This is a genomic window from Streptomyces sp. NPDC013187 (genome assembly GCF_042899705.1).
Lineage (GTDB): Bacteria > Actinomycetota > Actinomycetes > Streptomycetales > Streptomycetaceae > Streptomyces > Streptomyces hawaiiensis_A.
This window is the reverse complement of record NZ_JBIBAF010000026.1, coordinates 1-23,294: the sequence shown is the minus strand read 5'-3', so window position 1 is coordinate 23,294 and position 23,294 is coordinate 1. Positions and strand designations below refer to the sequence as shown.

Sequence of the window (23,294 nt, the reverse complement as noted above, 5' to 3'; positions counted from 1 at the left end):
CCTGTCACGGGCCGGGGTCGGCCAGCAAGGGGCCCAGGGGACCGAGGTCCAGGTTGAGGTCGCTGCGTCGCAGGCCGTGTTGCGCGCAGAGTTCGTCCATGCGCTCGTCCAGCAGCATCAGCGCGGTGCCGAGCCGGTCCTCCTGCTCGGCGCTGAGCGTCCCCTCGTCGAAACGGCGTACCGCCTGGCGTTCCATGAGCTGCCGGAGGAGTTCCACCACGGTCAGGACCAGGGCCGCCAGGTCGTTCGTGACCCGCTCGGGATCGAGGTCCAGCGCGTGGGTGCGCGGCGCGGTCACAGCGGCCCGCTGTCCGACCAGGGCGCGGGAACCCGGTCGCTGACCGATGCCAGCAGGGCGTGCAGGGAGATCCGCACCAACGGCACGTCGGCGATGGCCAGCACCAGGTCACCGCTGACCACGACGCCGGTCGCCAGGACCCGGTCGAGCAGGTCGACGAGCGGCACCCCGACGGGCGCGTACGGCTCCTCCCCGTCCCAGGGCACCGCCGTGCGGCCGGCGCCGGCGGCGACCGGTACGGTCATGCGCCGGCCTCCTGGTGTGCGGCGCACTCCACCTCGTCCGGCCGGGCGAAGGAGTACGGGATCCAGGGGCCTGACATGGTGACCTCCACGGCCGAAGAGCGGGCGTCGCGCGCCAGTTCGCCGACGGCGCGGACGAATTCGTCGCGCCGTCCGTCGTCTACCAGATAGGCGACGTTGAGGAGTTGCGGGACGCTCCGGCCGGTCAGCTGCTCACTCTGCGGCCGGTGCCGCGTCGCGGCGACCGCGTACCGTCGCAGCTCCCGGTCGACGGCGTGCGCCTGCGCCAGGGCCCGCTCGCGCGACTCGCGTTCGGTGCGTCGCCTGTCGCTCGCCCGCCGCAGGTACGACCGCCCGTCGCCCGGTTCCGCCCCGGCGGCAGCGGCAGCCGACACGGCGGCGGTGCGGGGGCCGTGCACCTTCACCCCCCACTCGGTGCGGTCGCGCAGCCGGTCCAGCAGGGCGCGCAGGGACGTCTCCCGGGCGGCCACGGCCCGGACCGCGTTGCCGTCGTCCAGATACAGCGTCGCCATGGGAAAGGGCACGACGGGGCCCGCGCTCGCGGCCGTCTCCACGCCCCGGTGGTGGGCGCGGGCACAGCGCTCCAGCTCCTCGGGCCGGCCGAGCCGCTCCGCGAGCGCCGCCTCACCGAAGTCCGCCGCCGGAACGTCCTGCACGACCAGGCGCAGCGGGCCCGCGGCCAGGATCCGCAGCGGGCCGCCGCCGTCATGGCCCGGCGTCACCGAGAGGACCTCGTCCTGCGGAGGGGTGTCCGTCACGGCGAACACGCAGGTGACGGCGGGGCGCGACGCGTCCGCTCGCGTCGCGGCCGCACGGTCGGCCCGGACCCCGCTCATCGGGGCACCTCCGTGGTGTCGGGACCGGATTCCTCCAGGGCCTCGAGACGAGCCCGCAGCCGGGCGTTCTCCTCGTTGAGCGCGTCCCGCGCGGCGCGCGAGGACAGCGCCGGGTCCGTCTCCCACCAGTCGATGCCCGCCTTCTTGGCGGTCTCGACCGAGGCGATGAACAGGCGCAGACGGATGGTGAGCAGTTCGATGTCGAGCAGGTCGATCTTGATGTCGCCCGCGATGACGATGCCCTTGTCCAGAACGCGTTCGAGCAGGTCCGCGAGGCTCCCGCTGGGCGGCCCGGCAGGCTGCGCTCCCGGAGACGCGGGCCAGGTGCCGAGGTCGGTCACGAAGCACTCCCGCGGTGGTGGTGGCCGGTGTACCGGACGGGGCTGTCGAGGCGTGCGAGCAACCGCTCCTCCTCTTCCTCGAAGGCCGCCTCGTCGATGGCGCCCTCCTCCAGGGCCCGGTTGAGTGCCGCGAGGCGTGCCTGCACCGCACGCGGGTCGGCCAGCTGCCGTTCGGCCTCCTGGAGCAGATGATCGGCGACCCAGAGCGTGCCGCGCACCGGGGCCAGCGGCAGCAGCAGGAGTCCGCTCACGAGTCCCACCGCGTCACCGGCCGGCCGGGGCGGACTGCGCGTCGACGAAGCTGTAGCACGGGAGCGGCCCGGTCACACTGAGCGTCAGCCTGTCCCCGACGTCTCGTGCCTGCGCGGTCACGGCCTGCCGGAAGCGCTGCTCGTCGGCGGAACGCACCAGGAACGACGTGCTCAGCACCTGCTCGTCGTCGACCGGTCCCTGCGCCGTGCGCACGGCGAGGGGGGCCAGGCGGGCCAGCACCGTCCGGGCCGCTTCCCGGGCCTCGCGCGCGACGCCCTTGGCGAGCGCCTCGCCGAGCCGTACGTTCGCCTCGTAACCGGGACGCCGGCGGGTTCGGCGGGCGAGCGCGCGCAGGGTGTCGTCCCGGCGTACGAGTTCGGCGAAGTACCCGGGCACGACGGCGCCCTTCACGTTCAGCTCGACGCAGCCCCTCACCCCGTCGAGCTGTGCCGTCAAGCGGGCGCGATCGGAGCGCAGTTGGGCGCACAACGCCGCCGAGTCGGGGGTGAGGACGGCGAACCGCATGGGCAGGACGGGGCCCTGCGCGGCGAGGTCCCCGAGCACCGACTGGTGGGCCATCAGGTCGCGTCGCCGTGCCCGGACCGAGGCCGGGGCGTCCGAGACCGCGGCACACAGCCCGGCCTCGGTCAGCAGCCGCACCGCCGCGCCGTCCACCCCGGGTGCCCGCGGGGGCCGGATGCCCGCGGGGGCGATGCCGTAGACGTACAGGGTGCCGAGCGTGCCGGCGGTGGTGAGGGCGGCGGTGGCCGTCACGGTCATTCCTCCTCGGCCTTGCGGCGCCGGGGCCGCGGGCGGTCGTCGTCACTGCGGCGCTTGCGCGCCGGCCGCGGGGCCCGCTCGGCACGGACGTCGGCATCGTCGTCGACCGCGTCGGCCTCCGGCTCGTCCTGCGGGCTGAGGACGTCGCGGACCTTGTCGGTCAGGGAGCGGGCGGTGCGCTTGGCACCCGCCCTGCCGATGGTCTTGGCAACCGGCCCGCCGAACAGCTCGGGCACGGTCTTGGAGCGCGCGTCGTGTTCGAGGTCCAGGCGGTTGCACGCCTCCGCGAACCGCAGATACGTGTCGACGCTGGCGACCACGATGCGCGCGTCGACCTTGAGGATCTCGATCCCGACCAGCGAGACGCGCACGAAGACGTCGATCACCATGCCGCGGTCGAGGATCAGCTCCAGCACGTCGTAGAGGGTTCCGGCGCGGGGCGCACAGACGATCTCGTCGCTGTGGACGGTCATGCGGCGGTCCTTCCGGTCGGGCGGTCGCGGCGGTCCGGTCACTGGTCCTGGGCGCCGCGCCGGAAGCGCGCGACCCGGCGGTACTGCACCAGCTCGCCCGCCGCGTCCAGTTCCACCCGGTACGTCGCGAGCAGACTCGTGGTGTCCGGGATGCGGGCCAGTTCGAGCACGTCGACGTCGACGACCCAGCCGTCGTCCTCGCCCCGGCACACCGCGGAGACCCCTTCGAGGCGGTGGCGGATCAGCTCCGTCAGCGCCTCGGCGGCGCGCCGGGCCGCCTCCCCGGCACCTCGCACGGGGCGTCGCCGCTTGGTGGACGAGGCCGAGCCGCCTCGTCGCTCGTCGCCTCCGTGTTCTGTCATGCAGCTCACTCTGACCGCAGCCGCCGGAGGGCGCGTGTCCGGCTGGGCCATCCGGGCCGCACCCGGGGGCGCGAGCCGTTCAACAACCTCACACCCGTTCTCTGTGCACATGACACGCGACGGTCAGGCGGCGTCGGGAGAACAGAGACGAAGGCCCGCACGACACCGCTCAGCGCCCCGCCCCGCCTCACCGAACCGGCCCGTGACCAGGAGAGAGCCATGACCGGCGTACTGACCGTCGACCGCCCCGCGCAGCCCGCGGCCCCCACTCGCTACACCGTCGCCCTCGCCCGGAACGAGGAGGACGTGCGGGCCGCCCAGCGGCTGCGGCACGACGTCTTCGCCGGGGAGCTGGGCGCCCTGCTGGCCGGCCCCCAGCCGGGCCTCGACGCCGACTCCTTCGACGCCTACTGCGACCACCTGCTCGTCCGGGAGGAGACGACCGGCCAGGTCGTCGGCACCTACCGGCTGTTGCCGCCGGAGCGCGCGGCGGTCGCCGGGCGGCTGTACTCCGAGGGCGAGTTCGACCTGACCGCCCTCGACGGGATCCGGCCGCAGCTCGTCGAGGTCGGCCGCTCCTGCGTGCACCCCGACCACCGCGACGGCGCGGTCATCAGCCTCATCTGGGCCGGCATCGCCCGCTACATGGTCGACCGCGGCCACGAGTGGCTGGCCGGCTGCTGCTCCGTCCCGCTCGCCGACGGCGGCACCCTCGCGTCCGCCACCTGGGACCGGGTGAGCGGCCGGCACCTATCCCCGGAGGAGTTCCGGGTCCGGCCGCTGCTGCCGTGGACACCGGGCCCCGCGCCCGCGACGCGCGTCGAACTGCCCGCCCTGCTGCGCGGATACCTGCGCCTCGGTGCCTGGGTGTGCGGGGAACCGGCCCACGACCCGGACTTCGGCGTCGCCGACCTGTACGTACTGCTGCCGATGAGCCGCGTCAACGGGCGCTACCTGCGCCACTTCCTCTCCCTCGTTCCGGCGTGATGAGCACCTGGCTGCCCTCCGCGCCCTGCACGCCCGAGGCCTGTGTCCAGGCACCGGCGGCCGTGCGGGCGCGGGATGTTCCGCGTGCCGTGCTGCGGCTCGGCGCGGTCGTGGTGCTCCTCCTCGCCGGGATCGCGCTGACACCCGTCGGCGCCCGGATACCGGCGTCGCTGGTCCGGCGCTGGTGCCGGTGGATCGTACGGGCCGCCGGCGTCCGGGTCCGGTTCACCGGCGCGGCCGCCCCCACCGGGGGTCTGCTGCTGGTCGCCAACCACATCTCCTGGCTGGACATCCCGCTGCTCGCCGCCGTACGCCCGGCCCGGATGCTGGCCAAGACGGAGGTGCGGCGCTGGCCCGTCGCCGGTGCGCTGGCCGCGCGCGGCGGAACCCTGTTCATCGACCGGGACCGGCTGCGGGCCCTGCCGGACACCGTCGCCCGGATCGCCGCGGCCCTGCGCGAGGGCACCGCGGTCGCGGCCTTCCCCGAGGGCAGCACCTGGTGCGGCCGCGCCCAGGGCACGTTCCGCCGCGCCGTCTTCCAGGCCGCCCTGGACGCCGGGGTGCCGGTCCAGCCGGTCCGTCTCGGCTACCGGCTCGGTGACGGCAGGGCCTCCACGGCGCCCGCGTACGTCGGCGAGGACACGCTGCTGGCCTCCCTGTGGCGGGTGACGACGTCCCGCGGCCTGATCGCGGAGGTCGAGGTGCGCGACGCCCTCCCGCCGGGCAGCAGCCCCGACCGCCGCACTCTCGCCCGCTCGGCACAGTCGCAGGAGACATCCGCGCCGGCCTGGACGCACACGGTGCTGGTGGCGTAGGGGCTTCGGGATGTCAGCGGGGCCCGGGGTGGGTGCGCGGCGCCGGATGCCGGGGCCCTGGGGTGGGTGCGCGGCGTCAGATGTCAGCGGGGCCCGGCGCGGGTGCGCGCTGCCGGACCTCAGCGGCCTCCGGACAGCGCGCGCGCCAGATACGGTGCCGTCCGGCTGTCCGCCGAGCGGGCGACGTCCGCGGGCGGCCCTGCCGCCACGATGCGGCCCCCCTCGTCGCCGCCGCCCGGGCCGAGGTCGATCACCCAGTCCGCGCCCGCGACGACGGACATGTCGTGTTCGACGACGACCACCGTGTGCCCGGCGTCGACGAGGCCGTGCAACTGACGCATCAGGACGTCCACGTCCGCCGGGTGCAGCCCGGTCGTGGGCTCGTCGAGGAGGTACAGCGTGTGGCCGCGCCGGCCGCGCTGCAGTTCGCTCGCCAGCTTGATGCGCTGGGCCTCGCCGCCGGAGAGTTCGGTCGCGGGCTGGCCGAGGCGGAGATAGCCCAGACCGACGTCGAGCAGGGTGCCGAGGCTGCGGGCCACGGCCGGGGTGTCCGCGAAGAACTCCGCCGCGCTCTCCACCGTCAGATCCAGCACCTGCGCGATGGTCCGCCCCCGGTACGTCACCTCCAGCGTCTCAGGGTTGTAACGGGCCCCGCCGCAGTCCGGGCAGGGCGCGTACGTACTCGGCAGGAACAGCAGCTCGACGCTGACGAACCCCTCGCCCTGGCACGTCTCGCAGCGCCCGCCCGCCACGTTGAAGGAGAACCGCCCGACACCGAAACCGCGTTCGCGCGCGCCCTCGGTGGCCGCGAACACCTTGCGTACGACGTCGAAGAGGCCGGTGTACGTGGCGAGGTTGGAACGCGGGGTGCGGCCGATCGGCTTCTGGTCGACCGAGACCAGCCGGCCGACACCCGCCGAGTCCTCGGTGATCTCGCCGATGAGCGTGGACTTGCCGGATCCCGACACCCCGGTGACCGCCGTGAACACGCCGAGCGGGAACTCCGCCGTCACGCCGCGCAGGTTGTGCCGGGTGATCGGGCCGGTCTTCAGCCATCCGGTCGCCGCGCGCCCCTCCCGGGCCGGGGCGGGGGAGCCGCCGAACAGGTAACGGGCCGTCGCCGACTCCTCCACACCCGCCAGTCCGGCCACCGGGCCGCTGTGCAGCACCCGCCCGCCGTGCTCACCCGCGTCCGGACCCACGTCGACCAGCCAGTCGGCGGCGCGCACGACGTCCAGGTGGTGCTCCACCACGAACACCGAGTTCCCGGACGCCTTCAGCCGGGCCAGCACCGTGAGCAGCGCCTCGGTGTCCGCCGGGTACAGTCCGGCCGACGGCTCGTCGAGGACGTAGACGACGCCGAAGAGGCCGGAGCGCAGCTGGGTGGCGAGGCGCAGGCGCTGGAGTTCGCCCGCGGAGAGGGTGGGAGTCGGCCGGTCGAGGCTGAGGTAACCGAGACCCAGCTCGACGACCGGCGCGATACGGGACCTCAGGTCGTCGGTGAGCACCCGGGCGGCCTCCGAGCTCGCGTCGAGACCGGCGGCCAGCTCCACCAGCGGCAGCGCCGCCACCTCGGCGATGGTCCGGCCGCCGAACGTCACCGCCAGGGCCTCGGGGCGCAGCCGGCTGCCGCGGCACGCCGGGCAGGGCGCACTGGTGAGGAACCGCTCGGCCTTGGCCCGCAGGGTCGGGCTCTTGGAGTCCGAGAACGTCTTCATCACGTACCGGTGGGCGCTCATGTACGTGCCCTGGTACGGCCGCTGGATGCGGTCGGCGTCCCGCACGGGGTGCACCGTGACGACCGGCTGCTCGTCCGTGAACAGGATCCACTCCCGCTCGTCCGCCGGCAGCTCCCGCCACGGCCGGTCCACGTCGTGGCCGAGCGCGTCGAGGATGTCCCGCAGGTTCTTGCCCTGCCAGGCACCCGGCCACGCCGCGATCGCCCCGTCGCGGATCGACAGCGACGGGTCGGGGACCATGAGCTCCTCGCTCGTACGGTGCACCTGCCCCAGCCCGTGGCACTCCGGGCAGGCCCCCACCGCCGTGTTGGGGGAGAAGGCGTCGGAGTCGAGCCGCTCGGCGCCGGGCGGGTAGGTGCCGGCCCGGGAGAACAGCATGCGCAGGGAGTTGGAGAGGTTGGTGACGGTGCCGACGGAGGAGCGCGAGGTGGGCGCCGCCCGGCGCTGCTGGAGCGAGACCGCCGGGGGCAGACCCGTGATCTCCCCGACCTTCGGCGCGCCGACCTGGTGGATCAGCCGCCGCGCGTAGGGCGCCACCGACTCGAAGTAGCGCCGCTGCGCCTCCGCGTAGACGGTGCCGAACGCCAGCGACGACTTGCCCGAGCCGGACACGCCGGTGAACACGGCCAGCACGTCCCGGGGGATGTCGACGTCGACGCCCCGGAGGTTGTGCTCGCGGGCTCCGCGGACACGGACGTACGGGTCATGGGGGTCGCGGTCGTGCATGGGAGACGACTCTAACCGGATCTAACCGGAGGTGATCGCGGCCAGCCGCCGGTAGGAGTCCAGCAGGGCCTCACGGTCGTACGTGCTGGTCGTGACGAGTACCTCCTGGGCGCCCGTCTCCTTCAGCACCGTTTCCAGCTCGTGCGCCACCTGTTCCTCGGTGCCGGCGATCTGGCCGGTCAGGCCGGACTCGTAGAAGCCGCGCTCCTTGGCGGCCATCGTGAGCGCTTCCACGCGCTCGGCGGGCGGCAGCGGCGGGAAGGTGCCGTGGGTGCGGGAGTGCGCCATGGACCAGGCCTCGGGGACGAGCAGCCGACGGGCCTCCTCGGGCGTGCCGGCCACGGCGATCGTGCCCGAGACGACGACGTAGGGCTCCGCCGCCCAGACGGAGGGGCGGAAGTGGTCGCGGTAGTCGTCGATGCCGCGCCGCATCTTGTCCCGGTTCCGCAGGTCGCCGATGACCATGGGCAGACCCGCGCGCGCTGCGATGCCGGCGCCCTCGCCCATGGCCAGGACGAACGGCGGCACGCTCAGGCCCTCCGCGGGCCGGGCGTGGACCCCGGTGGGGGAGGTGCCCCGGAACCAGCCGAGCAGCTCCGCGAGCTGGGCCTCGAAGTCGTCGGCGTCGCCCTTGTCACGGCCCAGGGCCCTGCGCACTCCGTCCGTGAAGCCGACGGACCGGCCGAGGCCCATGTCGATCCGCCCGGGGAACAGCGACTCCAGCACGCCGAACTGCTCGGCCACGACCAGCGGCCGGTGGTTGGGCAGCATCACCCCGCCGGTGCCGACCCGGATCGTCCGGGTCGCGCCCGCGACGGCCGCGGCCAGCACGGTCGGCGCGGAGCCGGCCACCCCGGGCACGCCGTGGTGCTCGGAGACCCAGACGCGGTGGTAGCCGAGCCGCTCCAGCTCCTGCGCCAGCCGCACGGTGTCGCGCAGCGCCTCCGGGTGGGTGTGCCCCTCGCGGGTGCGGGAGCGGTCGAGGACGGACAGGCGCACAGGATCCATACCAGGTTCTACGCCGGGCGGCCCCGCCGGTATTCCGCCGTCCCGCGTGGACCGCCACCGGAAAACCGGGTGACCGTGTCCGGGCACGTCGAGACAATGTTCCGGTACCTCGTAGCGAAAGGCGGCCGACCGTGACCGTCCCCAACATCCTGCTCTCCGGCATTGTCGGATCGACCGCCTACGGCCTGGCCCGCCCGGGCTCGGACATCGACCGCCTCGGCCTGTTCGCCGCGCCGACCGAAGAACTGCACGGTCTGCGCCGGCCGAAGGAGTCCCACGTCAGCACGGCCCCGGACCGAACGCTGCACGAGGCCGCCAAGTGGTGCCGGCTGGCCCTCGGCGGCAACCCGACCGCGATGGAGCTGGTGTGGCTCCCGGACGATCTGTACGAGGTGCGCACCCCGCTCGGCGACGAACTCATCGGCATCCGTTCGGCGTTCCTGAGCGCCAAGCGGGTCCGGGACGCCTATCTCGGTTACGCCACGCAGCAGTTCCGGCGGCTGGAGGCGCGTGGTGACGGTTCGTTCTCCGCCGACACCCGTAAGCGCACGGCGAAGCACGCCCGGCATCTCAAACGGCTGTGCGGGCAGGGCCTGGAGCTGTACACCACCGGGCGGTTGACGATCCGCGTCGAGAATCCGGACGAGTACCACGCCTTCGGCGAACGCGTCGCCGCCGATCCCGCCGCCGCCCTGCCCCTGCTCCGGCACTACGAGGCCGCCTTCGACGAGGGCCCCACGGTGCTGCCGGACGTGCCCGACGAGGCGCCGGTCGAGGCCTGGCTGCGCCGGGCCCGGGCGCACTTCTGGGCGGAGAGGGCGTGCTCAGCCGTCGGGGCGTAGCAGGCCGCGTTCGTAGGCCTTCACGAGGTTCTGCGGTACGAGGTGACGGACGCCGTCCACGGTGACGGGGACCAGCGTCGGCGTGGCCGCCTTCCACTGGGCGCGGCGGTGACGGGTGTTGCTGCGGGACATCTTCCGCTTGGGGACGGCCATGGGACTCCTCCTCGGTGGTCGGGCACCGAGACGCTACATGAAAATGGATCCCATTAGCAATATGCGTCCCGGTGCCGGCCACCGCCACCCGAGGACCACTTAGGCTGGGCGCGTGAGTGACGACCGCAGCAAGGCCCCGCTGGCCGTGTTCGACCTGGACAACACCCTCGCCGACACCACGCACCGGCAGGGGTTCCTGGAACGCAGGCCGAAGGACTGGGACGGCTTCTTCTCGGCGGCGCCGCAGGATCCGCCCGTCCCGGAGGGTGTCGCGCTGGTCCAGGAACACGCGCGGGACTGCGAGATCCTCTACCTCACCGGGCGGCCCGAACGCTGCCGGCGCGACACGCTCGACTGGCTCGCCGCCCAAGGGCTGCCCGAGGGGCGCGTGTACATGCGGCGGGACGCCGACCGGCGGCCCGCCCGGTTCACCAAGCTGGAGATCCTGCGGCGGCTCGCCCGCACCCGCGAGGTCCGTGTCCTCGTCGACGACGACGAACTGGTCTGCGCGGACGCCCGGCGCGCGGGCTTCACCGTCGTACGGGCCGACTGGGTGACCCGGTCCGCCGAGATGAAGGCGGCACAGGAGCGCGAGGGGCGCACCTGATACTGCCCGCCGGGCAGCCCACGCCCCCGTCTACTCGGACTCGTCCAGTCGGAAGCCCACCTTCAGGCCCACCTGCCAGTGCGCGATCTGCCCGTCCTCGAGCTGGCCGCGGACCTGCGTCACCTCGAACCAGTCCAGATTGCGCAGCGTCTGTGAGGCCCGGTCGATGCCGTTGCGGATGGCCTGGTCGACGCCGTCCGGTGAGGTGCCGACGATCTCCGTGACCCGGTAGGTGTGGTTCGACATGCCGCTGCTCCTCTTCCATGACGTTCCAGTGACGGGAGTGTCACGCGTCATTCCACCGTGCCCCAGGCGGCGGCGAAGCGCGAGACATCGTCTCCGGCCGTCGCCGCCGCCCCGGGCTCACCGGTTCAGCGCGCCACGCTCAGCGACAGGGCGAACCGGCCCGGGCCGTCCGTCCACCAGTGCGTCAGGTCCAGGCCCGCCATCGACAGTTCGGCGCGCACGCCCTCCTGCCGGAACTTCGCCGACACCTCGGTCCGCATCTCCTCACCGGCCGCGAAATCGACGGCGAGGTCGAGCGCCGGCACCTTCACCGTCTGCGCCCTGCGGGAGCGCAGCCGCATCTCGATCCACTCGTGCCCGGCGTCCCACAACGCGACATGGTCGAACGCGGCGGGCTCGAAGTCGCCGCCCAGCTCACGGTTGATCACGGTCAGGACGTTCTTGTTGAACGCGGCCGTCACCCCGGCCCCGTCGTCGTACGCCCTCACCAGCACCTCCTCGTCCTTGACCAGGTCCGTGCCCAGCAGCAGGGCGTCGCCCGGGGCGAACAGGGCGCGTACGGACGCCAGGAACGCGGCGCGTTCGGCGGGCAGCAGATTGCCGATCGTGCCGCCGAGGAACGCCACCAGCCGGGGCCCCGGCGTGTCCGGCAGGGTCAGTTCCGCGGTGAAGTCGGCGATCAGCGCGTGCACGTCCAGGCCCGGCCGCTCGGCGGCGAGCGCCTGTCCGGCCTGGGCGAGGGCGCTCTCGCTGACGTCGACGGGGACGTAGGTGTGCAGGTCCGTGAGGGCGTCGAGCAGATGCCGGGTCTTCTCCGACGATCCGGAGCCGAGCTCGACCAGGGTGCGCGCCCGGGTCGCCGCGGCGATGTCGCCGGAACGCGCGAGGAGGATCTCCCGCTCCGCGCGCGTCGGGTAGTACTCCTCCAGTTCCGTGATCTTCTCGAACAGGTCGCTGCCGTGCGCGTCGTAGAACCACTTCGGCGGCAGTGACTTGGGGCGGCCGGTCAGACCCCGGAGGACATCGGCGCGCAGCGCGGCGTCCGTGGCGTCCTCGGGCAGGGTGCGGGTGAGACGGAACGGGCTCACGTACGGGGCTCCTTCGCGAGTGCGGGCACGGAGGCGTCGGCCGGGTCCTTCAGCGGCGTGAGCAGCACGTCGGTGCGGCTCGCCACGAGCAGGGTGCGGTCGGGGACCTCCTGCCAGTGCGGATCGTCGTCATAGGGCTCGGAGGCCACGACGGTGCCGCCGCCGGGCCGGGCGAGGTACCACAGGGCGTCGCCCCAGGCGGTCGCGGTGATGGTGTCGCCGTCGGTGAGGAGGAGGTTGAGCCGGGAGCCGGGGGCCGCGGCGGCGACCTCCAGGACCGTGTCGGCCAACGCCTGGCCCTCCTCGTCGCCGCCTCGCAACCGGGCCAGCACCAGCGCCCACACGAGCGCCGAGTCGTTGCGGGCCTCCAGGGACAGCAGCTCCTCGTGCGGCAGCGTCCGGGACACCGCGGCCAGCGAGCCGGGCCACCCCTTCACCGCCCCGTTGTGGCTGAACAGCCAGGCCCCCGCGGCAAAGGGGGCCGCGGCGGCCTCCGCGTCCGCGCCGGACAGGGTCGCGTCCCGCACCGCGGCGAGCAGCGCTGTGGACCGTACGACCCGGGCGAGATCGGCGAACGACAGGTCCGCCCAGATCGGCCCGGCCCGGCGGTAGCGGGCCGGCACCGGATCGCCCTCGGCGTACCAGCCCACGCCGAAACCGTCGGCGTTGACCGTCCCGTACCTCTGGTGCCGGGGCGCCCAGGACTGCCGGTACAGCCCGTGCGGGGGCTTCACCAGGAGCCGGCCCAGTACCTCCGGCGGCCCCACGTACGCCACATGACGGCACATCAGACGTCCTCCGACCGGGCCGTGCGGAACCCGGAGAAGATCTGCCGCCGGATCGGGTAGTCCCAGTTGCGGAAGGTGCCCCGGCAGGCCACCGCGTCCACGGCGAACGAACCGCCGCGCAGCACCTTGTACTCGGGCCCGAAGAAGACCTCCGAGTACTCCTTGTACGGGAACGCCCTGAACCCCGGGTAGGGCAGGAAGTCGCTCGCCGTCCACTCCCACACGTCGCCGATCAACTGCCGTACGCCGAGCGGCGACTCACCCGCGGGGTAGCTCCCGGCGGGCGCCGGACGCAGGTGCCGCTGGCCGAGGTTGGCGTGCTCGGGCCCCGGGTCGGCGTCGCCCCACGGGTAGCGCATCGAGCGGTCGGCGGCCGGGTCGTGCCGGGCGGCCTTCTCCCACTCGGCCTCCGTGGGCAGCCGGCGTCCCGCCCAGCGGGCGTAGGCGTCGGCCTCGTACCAGGACACGTGCACCACGGGCTCGTCCGCCGGTACGACCTCGGTGACGCCGAACCGGCGCCTGAGGAACTGCTTTCCGTCCCGCCGCCAGAACAGCGGCGCGTGGATCCCGTACTCGCGGATGTGCGCCCAGCCGTCGGCCGTCCACCACCGGGGGTTGTCGTAGCCGCCGTCCTCGATGAACGCCTGGTAGGCGCCGTTCGTCACCGGCGTGGTGTCGATGCGGAAGGGCGCCACCTCGCGCCGGTGTGCGGGACGTTCGTTGTCCAGAGCCCATGGCTCGCCGGAGGTTCCCATGGTGAACGGGCCACCGGGGACGAGGACTTCGGACGGACCGGTGAACAGCGGCGCCGGCTCCGGATTGGGTGCCGTCAGGGCCGGCGGGCCGGTGCGGAGCTGATGGGTGATCAGCATGGTCTCGTCGTGCTGCTGTTCGTGCTGCGCGATCATCCCGAAGGCGAAGCCGGCCTCCGTCAGCCGCGTCCCGTGGAACGCGTGCCGCTCCAGCACGTCCAGGGCCCTTCCCCGCACGTCGGCCGCGTAGGCGCGGGCCTCGGCCGGGGAGAGCAGGGGCAGCTTCGGCCGCTCGGCGCGCGGGTGCTCGAAGGCGTCGTAGAGGCCGTCTATCTCGGGGCGTATCGCCTCGTGCCCCGCGACGGCCCGCAGCAGCCACTGCTCCTCCTGGTTGCCGATGTGCGCGAGGTCCCACACCAGCGGCGACATCAGCGGCGAGTGCTGCGCGGTCAGATCGGGATCCTCCACGCAGCTCGTCAGCAGGGTGGTGCGGTCGCGGGCCACGATCAGTGAGGCGACCGCCCGCTCACGGAGCACCTCGGGGTCGACGGTCCCGGCGTCGACAGCGGATTCGGCGTCGGTCATGGGCGGAAATCCTTCCCGTGGGCGCGGCCGTCCGCGCCACGCTGTCGGTCGAGCAGGTCGTCGGCGGGGCAGCGGCCCAGGACGACGTAGCGGTCCAGATAGGCCGTGACGGCCTCGATGACCTCGGGGCCGGCGCCGAGCCGGGGCAGGGCGTCCAGTGCGGTCGTGAAGCACGTGACGGCCACCTCGCGCAGCTCCGCGTCGGCCAGACCGCCGCGGGCCGCGTCCAGCCACAGCGGATTGTGCGGCGCGGGCAGCCCCAGTGTCCGCTCGGTCAGCGGCTTCACGGCCCGGTAGGCGGTCTCGGCGGCCTCCGGGTCGTCGAACAGCGCCGCCGTCACGGCCAGCGGCACGATCCAGCCGTCGTCTCCCGGCTGCGCGTCGATCATGCGCAGTTCGAGATGGCCGCGCGGCCTGACCGGTGGGAAGAGCGTCGTGACGTGGTAGTCGAGATCCTCCCGGGTGGGCGGCCGGGGCGCGCCGGTACGGATCCAGTCCCGGAAGGTGAGCCCCTCGGGGACGTCCCAGGGGCCGCGATCCCGCCGTACGCACATCACGGGGGAGTCCAGCACGTGCCGGGCCCAGGCGCCTCGCGGGTCGGTGTCCAGCCGCGGCCCGCCCGCCCGGCCTGCGCCGATCCGGGTCCACATCAGCTGCCGGGTCGACAGCCAGCCGGTCGGCCGGTTGCCGGCGAGCGGGGAGTTGGCGAACGCGGCCACCAGGACCGCGCCCAGATGGTGGGCCAGCCACCAGCGGCGCACCAGGCCGAGCGGCCCGGGCTCCTCGTGGCCGGCGTCCAGGCACACCTGCACGGAGGCGGAGGCGCACATCATGGAGCGGCCGGCGGGGCCTGTGCGGTCCAGGCACGCCTCCATGGCGTCGTAGCGCGGTTCGCGCAGGAACCGGCGGGGTTCGTGCCAGGGATCGTGGCCGAGGCCGACGAGGGCGAGGCCGTCGTCGCGCAGCACCGCGCGGACGGCGTCGAGGTCGGCGGAGACGGTATCGATGACTTCCGTCAGCGAGGCGGCGGGGAGCGAGCTCAGCTCCAGCTGGCCGCCGGGTTCCACGGTGAGCGCCGACTTCAGAGGAACGGTACGCAGTGCGGCGTAGGCCGCTCGGAGCCGTTCGGGTGCGACGGGGAGCTGCGGTGCGCGCAGCTCGTGGACGAGCCATTCCACCTCGACGCCGAGGCGGCGTGGCGGGCCGGTCTTGAAACAGATGCCGCGGACGAGAGCCTCGACCTCGGCTTCGGACAGTGAGGTGCGTGGCCGGGTACAGCCACCTACCGAATCGGACATGTCGGGATCCTCCTGAGATTCCACCATGCCACCGGTCCGGGCTCTTCGGCGGCCCGGGCCGGGATCACCGTCCCACCCAAGACGTTCATGGCGCTCCGCACAAGGGGGCGAAGCGGGGCGTTCCCGGGTGGTCGTGCGGCGCGACCCGGAGTTTCCAGGGACTTTCCCCGGCGTTCTCCCACGGCGAAAACCCTGTTGCCCCGGGGAACGGACATCACGCACGATGCCTGCGTGAGCACGACAAGACGAACCGCGCGGTGCGCGGTCACGACGTGTACGGGGGTCGCGTCGTGAGCGCGCGTCTGCGCGGTATCGCGCGGGAGACCGAGCAGATCGTCGCGGCCGGGGCCTACCGCGCGCCGGACGGGCGCGAGGTCTCGATCGCGGCGGAGCTGCGGGTGGCACGCGAGGAGACGCGCCTGTACGGGCCGCAACCCGTGCCGGTACCCGCCGATCGGGTGACGGCCGGGCGGACGACCCTCATCGGGGTCACGGGCGAGAGCAGCCTGGAGGCGGCCCACCGGCTGGGCGGCCACGTGGCCGTGCTGAACTTCGCCTCCGCCCGGAACCCCGGCGGCGGCTACCTGAACGGCGCCCAGGCCCAGGAGGAGGCCCTGTGCCGGGCCTCCGCGCTGTACGCCTGCCTGGTCGGCGTCCGGGCCTTCTACGACCATCACCGGACCCACCGCGACCCGTTCTACACGGACCGTGTCATCCACTCACCGGCCGTGCCCGTCTTCCGTGACGACCGGGGCAACCTGCTGACCGAGCCGTACACCGCGGGTTTCCTGACCTCGCCCGCACCCAACGCGGGTGTGGTGCTCCGCACGGCGCCCGAACGGGCCCACGAGCTGCCGCGGGTCCTCGCGGTCCGGGCCGAACGCGTCCTGGAGACGGCCGCCGCCCACGGCTACCCCCGGCTGGTCCTTGGCGCCTGGGGCTGCGGGGTGTTCCGCAACGACCCCGCCCAGGTGGCGCGGGCGTTCCGGACGCTGCTGGGGCCCGGCGGCCGGTTCGCGCAGACCTTCGAGCACGTGGTGTTCGGGATCCTGGACCGCACACGGGACCGTGCGGTCCTCGGCGCCTTCGAGGAGGCGTTCAGCTCCAGCCGTAGCGCTCCTGCAGCCGGCGCCTGACCCGGTTGAACCGCATGCGGTCAAGGGCGCAGGCCTCTCGGCGCATGCCGTCCTCGTGCAGGCGCAGCACCCGCTCCACGGAGACCCAAGAGAAGCGGCCCGACCGGTCCCACGGCCCGCTGCCGATTCCCACCCACTCCCGGTCGCCGTCGTGCTCCTTGCTGGACAACTGCACGGCCAGGAAGGTACCGGCGGCCTCGCGCGCGACCACCAGCACCGGGCGGTCCTTGCCGCGGCCGTCGTTCTCCTCGTAGGGCACCCACGTCCAGACGATCTCCCCGGGGTCGGGGTCGCCGTCGTGCGCGGGGGAGTACTCCGTCCGTACCCGGCCCACCTCGCGCGGGTCGGCCTGGACGGTGGCGGAGGGGCCGTGACGGCCGGGGACGTTCTCATCGGTAGGCGTGCTCACGGGGGCACCTTAGAGGCTGCCTTGGCGAGCACGCCGCCCGGGTTCACTTGTCGTCCATCGGCACCTTCTGGGCGTGCCCGTTGAGGGCGGAGGCGTCCTGCGGCGCCTGCCCGGTGCGGTCCATCGACGCGAGCAGCTGACGGGCCAGGCCCAGGCCCGTGCCGCCCATGGTGAGCGCCTTGGCGAACAGGTCCGCCATGCCGTCGGCGCCGTTCAGCAGCACCATGTTGTCGACGTTGCCGAACGCGGACGCGCCGGCCTTCACGATCTCCGGCCAGTTCTCGGCGAGTTGCTGGGCGACGACGGCCTCCTGGTTCTCCGCCAGGGCGGCGGCACGGGCCTTGATGGCCTCCGCCTCCGCGAGTCCCTTCGCCCGGGCCGCCTCGGCCTCGGCCAGCCCCCTGGCCCGGGCCGCCGCCGCCTCGGCCTCACCGGTGGCCCGGGTCGCCTGCGCGGCCGCCTCGCCGCGCGCCTTGGTCGCCTCCGCGTCGGCGCCCGCGGCCGTCTTCACCCGGGTCGCCTCGGCGGCCGCCGCCAGTTCCGTCTCCTTCGCCTGCGCCTGGGCCGACGAGATGCGCGCGTCACGGTCGGCCTCGGCCAGGGTGCGCGTCTCGTAGGCCGCCGCGTCGGCGGGTTTGCGGACGTCCGCCTGGAGTTGCTGCTCGCGCCGGTGCGCCTCCAGCTCCGCCACCCGCGTCTCCTGGACGACGACCTCCTGCCGGGCACCGGCCTCGGCGAGCGGCCCCGCCTGCCGGGCCTTGGCGGCCGCCTTGTCGCGCTCCGCCTGGTAGCCGGCCTGCAGGATCTCGCTGTCCCGGGTCGCTTCCGCCATCCGGGCGAACGACTGCTGCTCGGCCTCGGTGGCCAGGCGGTTCGCCTCCGCCTGCGCGATGCGCGCGTCGCGCTGCACGGCCGCCGCGTGCGGCATGGCGAGGTTCTGGATGTAACCGGTCGGGTCCTCGATCTCGTGGATCTGCAGCGAGTCCACGATCAGGCCCAGCTTCTCCATCTCGGTACCGCACGCGGCCCGTGTCTGCCCGGTGAGCTTCTCCCGGTCCCGGATCATGTCCTCGACCGTCAAACCGCCCACGATGGACCGCAGATGACCCGCGAAGACGTTGTGCACCCGCTCCGACATCAGCTTCTGCTGGTCCAGGAACCGGCGGGCCGCGTTCGCGATCGACACGAAGTCGTCACCCACCTTGAAGATGACCACGCCGCGCACCTTCAGCGGAATTCCCTGGTGCGTCACACAGTCCACGTGCAACTCGGTCTCGTTCAGGTCGAGCGACAGCTTGCGCACCGCCTGCACACCGGGCAGCACCAGCGTGCCGCGCCCGGTGACGATACGGAAGCCCATGCCCTCCTCGATGCCTTCGGTGCGGTGCTTGGACCCCGAGATGATGAGTGCCTCATTGGGTTCGGCGACCCGCCACATGAGCTTGAACAGACCGATCAGAACGAGGACGGCGGCAACCGCCACCCCCGCAACGACGCCGACGATCATCGGCATTCGCCCCCTCTGCATGGTGCCCTCTCGGCACCGAACGAAGGGGAGTGTGCTCCTCGGCGGAGCCCGGGTACAGACACCGGCGCATCCTTGGCCGAAGCTTGACGCGCACGGCTCTCACCTGCGTCGCGGCGGGCTCAACTGTCGTACGCAGCCGCGACGTAGACGGTCCTCGGGGGCAGGTACTCGACCACCATCACGACCGTGCCCGTCTCGATGCGGTCCGCCGCGGAAGCCGGGTGGGCGAGGAAGTGCTCGGCGCCGCCGCGCACCCGGACGATCACCTCACCGACCAGCCCGGGCCCGATCGTTCCGGTGACCCGCCCCATGAGCCCGACCATCGACGCGTCCGCCATGAGGACAGCCTACGGTCGCTCACGCGGCAGCGGAACGTGGCGTGACCGGCGGCGACGGCCACTTCTCCGACCAGCGCAGCTCCGCCTCCAACTGCGCGGCCACCTGCACGAGGAGCGGCTCGCTGTTCGCCGGTCCCAGCAACTGCGCGCCGACCGGCAGCCCGTCCGGCGTGAAACCGGCGGGCACGTTGACCCCCGGCCAGCCCAGCACGTTCCACGGCCAGGCGTACGGACACGCGGCGATCATCGCCCGGTCGGTGGCGAACCCGCTGAGTTCGAGCAGGGCCCCGATGCGGGGCGGGGGAGCGGCGGTCGTCGGCGCGAGGACGACGTCGTACGAGGTGAAGAAGGCGCCGATACGCCGGTGCAGCACGCTCTCCGCGCGCCGGGCCGCCCGCAGCGGGGCGCCGCCGAGCAGCCGTCCCAACCGGGCCGCGCCCAAGGTGCGCCGGTCCAGCAACGCCGGGAAGGGCGCCTCGCCCACGCGCTCGGCGATGCCGGCCGTGGCACGCGGCACGAAGGTCAGCCCGATCTGCCCGTACGGCGGGTCCGCCTCCTCGACGACGTGCCCCGACGCGGCGAGCCGCTCGGCCAGCTCGACCACCCGGGTCCGCACCTCGGGCAGGAGCCGGGCGGGCACCGCCGTGAACGGCGGCTTGAGGGAGAGTGCGATGCGCAGCCGGCCCGGATCGCGGCCGACGGCCCGGGACACGTCGAGGGCCGGCGGCCGGTGCGGGTCCTGTGGGTGGTTGCCGCTGGCCGCGTCCAGCAGCAGGGCCGCGTCGGCGACCGTGCGGGCCAGGGTGCCGTTGACGGTGATGCCCTGGAAGGACTCGCCGCGCGGCCAGGTCGAGACGCGGCCGCGCTGCGGCTTGATGCCGACCAGGTGGGTCCAGGCGGCCGGGATCCGCACCGAGCCGGCGCCGTCCGAGCCGAGCGCGGCGGGTACCAGACCGGCGGCGACCGCGGCGGCCGACCCGCCCGAGGAACCGCCGGGCGTGTGGTCCGTGCTCCAGGGGTTGCGGGTGGCGCCGAAGGCGGGCCCCTCGGTGAAGGGCCACTGCCCGAACTCGCACGTGTTGGTCTTGCCGATGATCACGGCTCCGGCGGCGCGCAGCCGCCGCACCGCCTCGCCGTCCTCGGCGACCGGCGGGAACTCGCCGCAGCAGCCGAACGCGGTCGGCTCACCGGCCACGTCCATGTCGTCCTTCACCGCGACGGGCACGCCCAGCAGCGGTTTCCGGGGGTCTTTCGAGGCCAGTTCCCGGTCCGCGGCGTCGGCTTCCGCGAGCGCGGCCTCGGCCCGGACGACACGGAAGGCGTTCAGGCTCCCCTGCGTCGCCTCGATGCGCGCCAGCGTCCGCTCGACCAGCGCCCGCGCCGTCACCTCACCTTCGGCCAGCGCACGGGCGGTCTCCGCCAGGCCTTCGCAACGGTCGAGCGTCATACGGACACCTCCGGAAGCGGCTCCTCTACCGAACGGTAACGTCCGGCGGCCGATGGTGTAATGCCGACGACGGGAGTGGATGTTCACCCACCGGCCGCTTTCTCCTCACTGGGCGCGTCGGCACCGGTTCAAACCATTGACCGCCCTGCGGCTCGCCCTTACCTTCTGATCCCCCACGTCTGATCGATTTGCCGAACTCAGTTCGATATATCGAACCTCGGTGCTCAAGGGAGAGCCACCCGTGACCCCACACCCCGCTGCCCCGTCCCGCCGTACGCTGCTGCGCACCCTGGCCGCCCTGCCCGCCTCGGCGGTCCTGCTCGGCGAATCCCCCGGACTGCTCGGCAGCGCCCTGGCCGCCGCACCCCCGAACGGCTCGGCCACCCGCTACACCATCATGCCGTTCCTCAACAGCGACGACGGTACGGTCGACGTCTACCAGTCGGACGACGCCACAGACTTCCGGCTGCTGCGCTCCTCCGCCTACACCCCGCCCGCGAACCGGATCCGCGACGCGAGCGTCATCAGACACACCGACGGCTTCTACTACCTGACCTACACCACGCACACCTGGCAGGACCCCAGCACGACCATCGGATTCGCCCGCAGCTCCGACCGGGCCAACTGGACCTTCCTCTACGACTACACCGTGCCGATCGCTGGCCTCTCCCGCGCCTGGGCCCCCGAGTGGTTCGTCGACGGCGACGGCAGTGTGAGCATCATCGTGTCGTGCTCCACCGCCAACAACGAGTGGATCTTCACCCCGTACCTGTTGCGGGCCACCAACTCGGCACTCACCAGTTGGAGTTCACCCGTCGCCCTCTCCGGCATCGGCGCCAACCACATCGACACGTTCATCGTGCGGATCGGCTCGACCTACCACGCCTTCCCGAAGAACGAGACGACCAAGTACATCGAGTACGCCACCGCCTCTAACCTCACCGGCCCGTACACCATCCGCCGGACGGGTGACTGGGCGGGCTGGGGCAGCTACCGCGAGGGCCCGGCCCTGGTGCAGCTCGACAACGGCGGCTGGCGGATGTTCTTCGACGGCTACGGCGACGGGAACTACTACTACAGCGACAGCTACGACACCTTCGCCACCTGGTCGGCCCCGGCCGCACTGCCCGCGATCTCCGGAACGGCACGGCACTTCACGGTCGTCAAGGAGACGGCCGCGGGCGGCCCCGCCCTGGCCCGGAACGGCACACGCTCCTTCCGCTCGGTCAACTACCCGAGCCGCTACTGGCAGCAGCAGTCGTCGCTGCTCAACCTTCCCGTGGTCAGCACCTCCAGCACCACCGCCGAGAAGCGGTCCGCCACCTTCACGGTCGTCGCCGGCCTCGCCGACGGCAACGGCTACTCCTTCCGTGACGCGACCGGTGCCTACCTGCGCCACTGGGACTTCCGCGCCCGCTTCGACCCGAACGACGGCACGAGCACCTTCGCCAAGGACGCCACGTTCGTCCTCCGCGCCGGAACGGCCTCGGGCTCCGTCCGCTTCGAGTCGTACAACTACCCGGGCCGCTACCTGCGTCACTACGCCTACGAGCTCCGGGTGGACCGCTCCGACGGAACGGACCGGTTCCGGCAGGACAGTTCGTTCGTGCCGGTGACATCCTGGGCCTGAGCTGCACGACGGCTGACCTGGGTGCTGTCCTGGCGGTAGGGATTACGCGCATGGGCAGCAGGCCGTGGCCGACCGCTTGGGGCAAGCCGTCGCTCGGCTCAGAACGCCGTGTAGCCGCCGTCCACGGGCAGGACCGCGCCGGTGATGTACGACGACTCCGGGCAGGCGAGGAACAGGACCGCGTCCGCGATCTCTTCGGGTGTGGCGAGCCGGCCGATCGGGATGGAGTCCTCCCTGGTACGCCGGTAGGCAGCGGGATCGGGCCGCCGCTGGAACGATGCCTCGATGACGGGCGTCACGGTCAGACCTGGTGCCACCACGTTGACGCGGGTGCCGCTGTCCGCCCATTCGACGGCGGCGCCCCGCGCCAGCGCGATGAGTCCGCCCTTGGCGGCGGAGTACAGGGTCTGGTTCGGCATGCCGACCATGCCGAGACGCGAGCTGACGCACACCATCGACGCCCCTGACTCCGGTGCCAGCGGCTTCAGGTGCTTCATGACCAGGAACGCGCTCAGGAGGTTGCTGTGCAGCACCTCGCGCGCGTCGTCACAGCTCATCTCCTGAAGGGGGCTGGACGCCTGGTGCCCGTGGCAGAGGACGACGACCCCCACCTCTCCCAGATGGTCGGCTGCGCGGTCGGCGAGCTCCGAGACGAACGTCTCGTCGTTGAGGTCTCCGGGGAGGTAGACCTCGTCGGGATGTTCCTCGGGCAGCCGGGATCGCCGTCCCGTGAGCAGGAGTTTGGCGCCCTCGCGGCGGAAATGGGAGGCGACTGCCTGACCGATCCCGCTCGTCGCTCCGGTGATCACGGCGTTGACGTTGTGAAGTCTCATGGGCCTCGTCTGATCTGGGTGTCGGGTGGACCGGGCGTCGAGACGTCGTCCGGGGCCGGAGCACCGGGACCGCCCCGAGGGCCCCGGTGACATCGTCGATCCGGCCGGGAGGGCCCTCGACCGACCGGCATTCATGCCGCCGGGCCGTCACAGGCCGATGCTGTACACCTTGCGGATGGTCTCCTTGACGTCCCAGCGGCCGGACCAGCCCTTGGGCTGGACGATGACATCGCCGCCGGAGATCTCGAAGGTCTCGCCCGTCACGGCGTCGGTGATGACCGCGCGGCCGCTGAGGATGTAGCAGGTCTCGGTGTCCTCGCGCTCCTCGACGGGCCAGCCGCCGGGCTGCGACTCCCAGACACCCGCCCGGACCGTCTCATCGGTGTCGAAGCGGAGACGGCCCAGCTGCGGGTCGCCGGAGTCCGCACCAGGGCGCCGGCCGATCGGCTCGAGATCGCCGGTGATCTTCACGGCAGGGACATGGACGAAAGCAGACATCAATGGGTTCCTCAGATAGATCCATGAATACAGCGATATGGAGGCGCTCAGCAGCGTCGCTATGCCACCGGTACGGCGATGTACTTGTATTCGAGGAACTCGTCGATGCCGACGGTGCCGCCTTCGCGGCCGAGGCCGGATTGCTTGATGCCGCCGAAGGGGGCTGCGGGGTTGGAGACGAGGCCGGTGTTGAGGCCGATCATGCCGCTTTCGAGGCGTTCGGCGACGCGCAGGGC

General features: G+C 72.9%; 29 protein-coding genes. 6 read left to right on the top strand and 23 right to left on the bottom strand.

Features of this window, described 5'->3' with window-relative positions:
- Positions 1 to 4: 4 nt before the first annotated feature.
- From ACFY5B_RS37210 to gvpO, 8 genes are read right to left on the bottom strand one after another with little or no spacing between them, the layout of a single operon-like run.
- On the bottom strand, positions 5 to 298 hold the full coding sequence (locus ACFY5B_RS37210; RefSeq protein ID WP_030851265.1) for a gas vesicle protein K: 294 nt from the start codon (positions 296 to 298) through the stop codon (positions 5 to 7).
- Positions 295 to 543 (bottom strand): gas vesicle protein, encoded by a 249-nt coding sequence (locus tag ACFY5B_RS37205; protein ID WP_389978894.1) that lies wholly within the window; start codon positions 541 to 543, stop codon positions 295 to 297. Before ACFY5B_RS37205 ends, ACFY5B_RS37210 begins: the two co-directional genes overlap by 4 nt.
- Positions 540 to 1,397, bottom strand: coding sequence for a GvpL/GvpF family gas vesicle protein (locus tag ACFY5B_RS37200; RefSeq protein WP_389978891.1), 858 nt, complete (start codon positions 1,395 to 1,397; stop codon positions 540 to 542). The genes ACFY5B_RS37205 and ACFY5B_RS37200 overlap by 4 nt, the downstream gene beginning before the upstream one ends.
- Positions 1,394 to 1,738 (bottom strand): gas vesicle protein, encoded by a 345-nt coding sequence (locus tag ACFY5B_RS37195; protein WP_389978888.1) that lies wholly within the window; start codon positions 1,736 to 1,738, stop codon positions 1,394 to 1,396. The genes ACFY5B_RS37200 and ACFY5B_RS37195 overlap by 4 nt, the downstream gene beginning before the upstream one ends.
- Positions 1,735 to 1,998, bottom strand: a complete 264-nt coding sequence (locus tag ACFY5B_RS37190) for a gas vesicle protein GvpG (RefSeq protein ID WP_389978885.1) — start codon at positions 1,996 to 1,998, stop codon at positions 1,735 to 1,737. Before ACFY5B_RS37190 ends, ACFY5B_RS37195 begins: the two co-directional genes overlap by 4 nt.
- Positions 1,999 to 2,002: 4 nt before the next feature.
- On the bottom strand, positions 2,003 to 2,770 hold the full coding sequence (locus ACFY5B_RS37185) for a GvpL/GvpF family gas vesicle protein (RefSeq protein WP_389978882.1): 768 nt from the start codon (positions 2,768 to 2,770) through the stop codon (positions 2,003 to 2,005).
- On the bottom strand, positions 2,767 to 3,243 hold the full coding sequence (locus ACFY5B_RS37180; RefSeq protein ID WP_389978879.1) for a gas vesicle structural protein GvpA: 477 nt from the start codon (positions 3,241 to 3,243) through the stop codon (positions 2,767 to 2,769). Before ACFY5B_RS37180 ends, ACFY5B_RS37185 begins: the two co-directional genes overlap by 4 nt.
- A 38-nt stretch (positions 3,244 to 3,281) precedes the next feature.
- Positions 3,282 to 3,605: a gas vesicle protein GvpO gene (gene gvpO, locus ACFY5B_RS37175; protein ID WP_389978876.1), complete on the bottom strand. Its 324-nt coding sequence runs from the start codon at positions 3,603 to 3,605 to the stop codon at positions 3,282 to 3,284.
- 219 nt (positions 3,606 to 3,824) lie between these two features.
- On the opposite strand from gvpO, the gene ACFY5B_RS37170 reads away from it, so the two are divergent.
- Together ACFY5B_RS37170 and ACFY5B_RS37165 are read left to right on the top strand one after the other, a co-directional pair.
- Positions 3,825 to 4,592 carry a GNAT family N-acetyltransferase gene (locus tag ACFY5B_RS37170; protein ID WP_389978874.1) on the top strand — a complete coding sequence of 256 codons (768 nt, stop codon included), beginning with the start codon at positions 3,825 to 3,827 and terminating at the stop codon, positions 4,590 to 4,592.
- Positions 4,592 to 5,407 carry a lysophospholipid acyltransferase family protein gene (locus tag ACFY5B_RS37165; RefSeq protein WP_389979026.1) on the top strand — a complete coding sequence of 272 codons (816 nt, stop codon included), beginning with the start codon at positions 4,592 to 4,594 and terminating at the stop codon, positions 5,405 to 5,407. The genes ACFY5B_RS37170 and ACFY5B_RS37165 overlap by 1 nt, the downstream gene beginning before the upstream one ends.
- 119 nt (positions 5,408 to 5,526) lie before the next feature.
- Here the strand turns inward: ACFY5B_RS37165 and ACFY5B_RS37160 are convergent, their stop codons facing one another.
- On the bottom strand, positions 5,527 to 7,872 hold the full coding sequence (locus ACFY5B_RS37160) for an ATP-binding cassette domain-containing protein (RefSeq protein WP_389978871.1): 2,346 nt from the start codon (positions 7,870 to 7,872) through the stop codon (positions 5,527 to 5,529).
- A gap of 21 nt (positions 7,873 to 7,893) precedes the next feature.
- Positions 7,894 to 8,880, bottom strand: a complete 987-nt coding sequence (locus ACFY5B_RS37155) for an LLM class flavin-dependent oxidoreductase (RefSeq protein WP_389978868.1) — start codon at positions 8,878 to 8,880, stop codon at positions 7,894 to 7,896.
- 131 nt (positions 8,881 to 9,011) lie between these two features.
- Here ACFY5B_RS37155 and ACFY5B_RS37150 point away from each other — a divergent pair, with 131 nt between their 5' ends.
- On the top strand, positions 9,012 to 9,722 hold the full coding sequence (locus ACFY5B_RS37150; protein WP_389978865.1) for a DNA polymerase beta superfamily protein: 711 nt from the start codon (positions 9,012 to 9,014) through the stop codon (positions 9,720 to 9,722).
- Here the strand turns inward: ACFY5B_RS37150 and rpmF are convergent.
- The gene (gene rpmF / locus ACFY5B_RS37145) at positions 9,705 to 9,875 is read right to left on the bottom strand and encodes a 50S ribosomal protein L32 (RefSeq protein ID WP_053673734.1); all 171 of its coding nucleotides are present in this window, start codon (positions 9,873 to 9,875) and stop codon (positions 9,705 to 9,707) included. The two genes, ACFY5B_RS37150 and rpmF, sit on opposite strands and share 18 nt — an antisense overlap.
- 112 nt (positions 9,876 to 9,987) lie before the next feature.
- Between rpmF and ACFY5B_RS37140 the strand changes: the two genes are divergently transcribed.
- Positions 9,988 to 10,482, top strand: coding sequence for an HAD family acid phosphatase (locus ACFY5B_RS37140; protein WP_344465035.1), 495 nt, complete (start codon positions 9,988 to 9,990; stop codon positions 10,480 to 10,482).
- A gap of 30 nt (positions 10,483 to 10,512) precedes the next feature.
- Here ACFY5B_RS37140 and ACFY5B_RS37135 read toward each other — a convergent pair whose 3' ends face one another.
- The 5 genes from ACFY5B_RS37135 to egtA all read right to left on the bottom strand — a co-directional run bounded on the left by ACFY5B_RS37135 (position 10,513) and on the right by egtA (position 15,239).
- Positions 10,513 to 10,728, bottom strand: coding sequence for a dodecin (locus ACFY5B_RS37135; protein ID WP_033307910.1), 216 nt, complete (start codon positions 10,726 to 10,728; stop codon positions 10,513 to 10,515).
- A 125-nt stretch (positions 10,729 to 10,853) separates the two neighbouring features.
- A complete protein-coding gene (gene egtD / locus ACFY5B_RS37130; RefSeq protein ID WP_389978861.1) occupies positions 10,854 to 11,816 on the bottom strand; it encodes an L-histidine N(alpha)-methyltransferase in 963 nt (320 codons plus the stop codon).
- Positions 11,813 to 12,604 (bottom strand): ergothioneine biosynthesis protein EgtC, encoded by a 792-nt coding sequence (gene egtC / locus ACFY5B_RS37125; protein ID WP_389978858.1) that lies wholly within the window; start codon positions 12,602 to 12,604, stop codon positions 11,813 to 11,815. The genes egtD and egtC overlap by 4 nt, the downstream gene beginning before the upstream one ends.
- On the bottom strand, positions 12,604 to 13,941 hold the full coding sequence (egtB, locus tag ACFY5B_RS37120; protein WP_389978855.1) for an ergothioneine biosynthesis protein EgtB: 1,338 nt from the start codon (positions 13,939 to 13,941) through the stop codon (positions 12,604 to 12,606). The genes egtC and egtB overlap by 1 nt, the downstream gene beginning before the upstream one ends.
- Positions 13,938 to 15,239 carry an ergothioneine biosynthesis glutamate--cysteine ligase EgtA gene (egtA, locus tag ACFY5B_RS37115; protein ID WP_389978852.1) on the bottom strand — a complete coding sequence of 434 codons (1,302 nt, stop codon included), beginning with the start codon at positions 15,237 to 15,239 and terminating at the stop codon, positions 13,938 to 13,940. Before egtA ends, egtB begins: the two co-directional genes overlap by 4 nt.
- Positions 15,240 to 15,529: 290 nt before the next feature.
- Here egtA and ACFY5B_RS37110 point away from each other — a divergent pair, with 290 nt between their 5' ends.
- Positions 15,530 to 16,375: a TIGR02452 family protein gene (locus tag ACFY5B_RS37110; protein WP_389978849.1), complete on the top strand. Its 846-nt coding sequence runs from the start codon at positions 15,530 to 15,532 to the stop codon at positions 16,373 to 16,375.
- On the opposite strand, the gene ACFY5B_RS37105 is transcribed toward ACFY5B_RS37110, so the two are convergent.
- The 4 genes from ACFY5B_RS37105 to ACFY5B_RS37090 all read right to left on the bottom strand — a co-directional run bounded on the left by ACFY5B_RS37105 (position 16,338) and on the right by ACFY5B_RS37090 (position 20,097).
- Positions 16,338 to 16,784 carry a type II toxin-antitoxin system PemK/MazF family toxin gene (locus ACFY5B_RS37105; protein ID WP_389978847.1) on the bottom strand — a complete coding sequence of 149 codons (447 nt, stop codon included), beginning with the start codon at positions 16,782 to 16,784 and terminating at the stop codon, positions 16,338 to 16,340. The two genes, ACFY5B_RS37110 and ACFY5B_RS37105, sit on opposite strands and share 38 nt — an antisense overlap.
- A gap of 43 nt (positions 16,785 to 16,827) precedes the next feature.
- A complete protein-coding gene (locus ACFY5B_RS37100; RefSeq protein ID WP_389978844.1) occupies positions 16,828 to 18,297 on the bottom strand; it encodes an SPFH domain-containing protein in 1,470 nt (489 codons plus the stop codon).
- Positions 18,298 to 18,431: 134 nt separating this feature from the next.
- Positions 18,432 to 18,650, bottom strand: a complete 219-nt coding sequence (locus ACFY5B_RS37095; RefSeq protein ID WP_389978841.1) for a hypothetical protein — start codon at positions 18,648 to 18,650, stop codon at positions 18,432 to 18,434.
- Between the two features lie 19 nt (positions 18,651 to 18,669).
- Positions 18,670 to 20,097, bottom strand: a complete 1,428-nt coding sequence (locus ACFY5B_RS37090; protein ID WP_389978838.1) for an amidase — start codon at positions 20,095 to 20,097, stop codon at positions 18,670 to 18,672.
- 241 nt (positions 20,098 to 20,338) lie between these two features.
- Here ACFY5B_RS37090 and ACFY5B_RS37085 point away from each other — a divergent pair, with 241 nt between their 5' ends.
- Positions 20,339 to 21,727 (top strand): glycoside hydrolase family 43 protein, encoded by a 1,389-nt coding sequence (locus ACFY5B_RS37085; RefSeq protein ID WP_389978836.1) that lies wholly within the window; start codon positions 20,339 to 20,341, stop codon positions 21,725 to 21,727.
- A gap of 98 nt (positions 21,728 to 21,825) precedes the next feature.
- Here the strand turns inward: ACFY5B_RS37085 and ACFY5B_RS37080 are convergent, their stop codons facing one another.
- The 3 genes from ACFY5B_RS37080 to ACFY5B_RS37070 form a co-directional block, all read right to left on the bottom strand.
- The gene (locus ACFY5B_RS37080; protein WP_389978833.1) at positions 21,826 to 22,560 is read right to left on the bottom strand and encodes an SDR family NAD(P)-dependent oxidoreductase; all 735 of its coding nucleotides are present in this window, start codon (positions 22,558 to 22,560) and stop codon (positions 21,826 to 21,828) included.
- Between the two features lie 147 nt (positions 22,561 to 22,707).
- Positions 22,708 to 23,058, bottom strand: a complete 351-nt coding sequence (locus tag ACFY5B_RS37075) for a cupin domain-containing protein (protein WP_389978830.1) — start codon at positions 23,056 to 23,058, stop codon at positions 22,708 to 22,710.
- 59 nt (positions 23,059 to 23,117) lie between these two features.
- The coding region (locus tag ACFY5B_RS37070; RefSeq protein ID WP_389979023.1) for an aldehyde dehydrogenase family protein at positions 23,118 to 23,294 on the bottom strand (177 nt) is incomplete at its 5' end.